3 protein-coding genes are annotated in these 2,772 nt (G+C 34.9%); all 3 read right to left on the bottom strand.

Annotated elements, in window-relative coordinates:
* Nucleotides 1-839: electron transfer flavoprotein subunit alpha/FixB family protein (locus tag KPL44_RS24890; RefSeq protein ID WP_216256076.1), on the bottom strand; the 839-nt coding region annotated here is incomplete at its 3' end.
* A gap of 20 nt (nucleotides 840-859) precedes the next feature.
* The gene (locus KPL44_RS24885) at nucleotides 860-1,642 is read right to left on the bottom strand and encodes an electron transfer flavoprotein subunit beta/FixA family protein (protein WP_216256073.1); all 783 of its coding nucleotides are present in this window, start codon (nucleotides 1,640-1,642) and stop codon (nucleotides 860-862) included.
* A gap of 11 nt (nucleotides 1,643-1,653) precedes the next feature.
* Nucleotides 1,654-2,772 (bottom strand): acyl-CoA dehydrogenase (locus tag KPL44_RS24880; protein ID WP_216256072.1); only part of this gene is annotated, 1,119 nt, incomplete at its 5' end.

Below are 2,772 nucleotides of genomic sequence, written 5' to 3'. Positions count from 1 at the left end.
GAAATACCGCAAGCTATATATACAGTTGGTCTTACAGTTTTTCCTGTTTGACCTACTTGTACTGCTTTATCTATCCAACCATTTTCAACTGCTGCTCTTGATGCTCCTACTACACCATCTAAAGTAGCTGCAAGTTTTTCAAGTAAAGCAAAATTTTCTTTACTTCCAACTCCACGACCACCAGATACTATAATATTAGCTTCTCCGATATCAGCTAAAACTGAAGCAACTTTTACAATATCAACAGTTTTAGTTCTGATATCTGATTCTTTTAAATTTACAGTAACTTTTTCAACTGGGCAAGTTCTAGAAGCATCTCTAGCTAATTTTTCGAAAACTCCTGGTCTAATAGTAGCCATTTGTGGTCTATGATCAGCACAAACTATAGTAGCCATTAGGTTTCCACCAAATGCTGGTCTTGTCATCATTAAATTATTGTTTTCTGTATCTATATCTAATGAAGTACAATCAGCAGTTAAACCTGTTGAAAGTCTTGCTGATATTCTTGGTCCTAAATCTCTTCCTAAATAAGTTGCTCCAACAAATATTACTCCTGGTTTTCTCTCATTTGCAAGATCACATATAACTTTTGCATATGCATCAGTTGTAAAATGACCTAGTAGTGGACTACTCGCAACTATTACTTTATCAGCTCCAAATGCTACAAGTTCTTTAACCATATCATCTGTTTTATCGCCAAGTAGTACAGCTGTTAACTCTTCTCCTAATTTATCTGCAATTTCTCTTCCCTTACCTAAAAGTTCGAAAGAAATTTTTTGAAGTTCTCCGTCTCTTTGTTCAGCGAAGACCCATACGCCTTTGTAATCTGCTATATTCATTGATTGCTCCCTCCTACATTTTAGATAAAGTGATTTTCTTTTAATTTAGAAACTGCATATAAAGCAGCTTCAGCTGCTGGTAATTGTATTAATTCGCCTTTTCCCTTAGGTTCTTTAGTCATTGACTTTTTAACCTTTGTTGGTGAACCTTTAAGTCCGAGTATAGCTATGTCTGCTCCGATATCTGCTGCACTCCAAACTTTTACTTCTTTAGTTTGGAACATTTCAAAAATGTTTTTTATGTTCATATATCTTGGTTCATTTAATTCTTTTATAGCTGTTAAAAGAACAGGAGTTTTAACTTCGATATCTTCATATCCGTCTTCCCAAGCTCTTCTAACTTTTAATCCACCTTTAATTACGTCAACTTTTTCAACGTATGTTATTTGTGCAAGATTTAAATGCTCTGCAATCTCTGGTCCAACTTGCGCTGTATCTCCATCAATTGCTTGTCTTCCAGCAAATACTACATCGTAGTCTAATTTCTTTAAAGTTGCAGCAAGTGCATGTGATGTAGCTAAAGTATCTGCTCCTGCAAATGCACGATCTGATACAAGTATTGCTTCATCAGCGCCCATAGCTAAAGCTTCTCTTAATGCTTTTTCTGCCTGAGGTGGTCCCATGCTAATTACAGTCACGTGCGCACCATGTTCATCTTTTAATCTTAATGATTCTTCTAATGCATTTTTATCATCTGGATTTATTATTGATGGAACTCCTTCTCTTATAAGGGTTCCTGTTTTAGGATCTATTTTAACTTCGTTTGTATCTGGAACTTGTTTTAAACATACAACTATATTCATTTAATTTCCTCCTACTTTAATAGATTTCCAGCTATAACCATTCTTTGAACTTCTGAAGTTCCTTCATATATTTCAGTTATCTTAGCATCTCTCATCATTCTTTCTAATGGATATTCTTTAGTATATCCATATCCTCCGAAGATTTGAACAGCTTTTGTTGTAACTTCCATAGCAGTTTCTGATGCAAACAATTTTGCTCTTGCAGCTTCTACTGTATATGATAAACCAGCATCTTTATTAAACGCTGCTTTATATACTAAAAGTTTAGCAGCTTCAATTTTAACATCAAGTTCTGCAACCATCCATTGTAGCCCTTGGAATGCTGCAAGTGGTTTTCCAAATTGTTTTCTTTCTTTCATATATTTAGTAGCTTCTTCTAGTGCTCCTTCAGCAATTCCTAAAGCTTGAGCAGCTACACCAATTCTTCCACCATCAAGAGTTTTCATTGCAATACCGAAACCTCTTCCTTCTTTTCCAAGCATGTTTTCTTTTGGAACTATGCAGTTCTCAAATACAAGCTCAGTTGTTGATGATGCTCTTATTCCTAATTTATCTTCATGTTTACCTATTGAGAATCCAGGGAAATCTTTTTCAACTATGAAAGCTGTAATTCCTCTTGTTCCCTTAGTTTTATCAGTCATAGCAAAAACTACAAATGTATCTGCTACTCCACCATTTGTGATAAATATTTTTGAACCATTTAATATATAGTTATCACCGTCTAAAGTTGCTGTAGTCTGTTGTCCAGACGCATCTGTACCAGCATTAGGCTCAGTTAATCCAAAAGCTCCTAATTTTTCGCCAGTTGCAAGTGGTACTAAATATTTTATTTTTTGATCTTCTGTTCCAAAAGCATCTATTGGACCTGCACATAATGATGTATGAGCTGATAATATAACTCCTGTTGTTGCACATGCTTTTGATAATTCTTCAACAGCAATAATATATGATAAATTGTTTCCGCCGGCGCCACCATATTTAGTTGCTATTGGAATACCCATCATATGGTATCTAGCCATTTTTTCTACTGTTTCGCTAGGAAATCTTTCTGTAACATCTATTTCCGCAGCTAAAGGTTTAACTTCGTTTAATGCGAATTCACTTACCATCTGTTTTACAAATTCTTGTTC

The organism is Clostridium sp. DSM 17811 (genome assembly GCF_018861905.1).
Taxonomy (GTDB): Bacteria; Bacillota; Clostridia; order Clostridiales; family Clostridiaceae; genus Clostridium_AD; species Clostridium_AD frigoriphilum.
The sequence above is the reverse complement of the archived record's forward strand: the minus strand, read 5'-3'. Positions and strand labels throughout refer to the sequence as shown.

Coding starts and splice junctions, on each gene's coding strand:
- KPL44_RS24885 (WP_216256073.1), bottom strand. CDS start 1,642: ATGAATATAGTTGTATGTTTAAAACAAGTTCCAGATACAAACGAAGTT.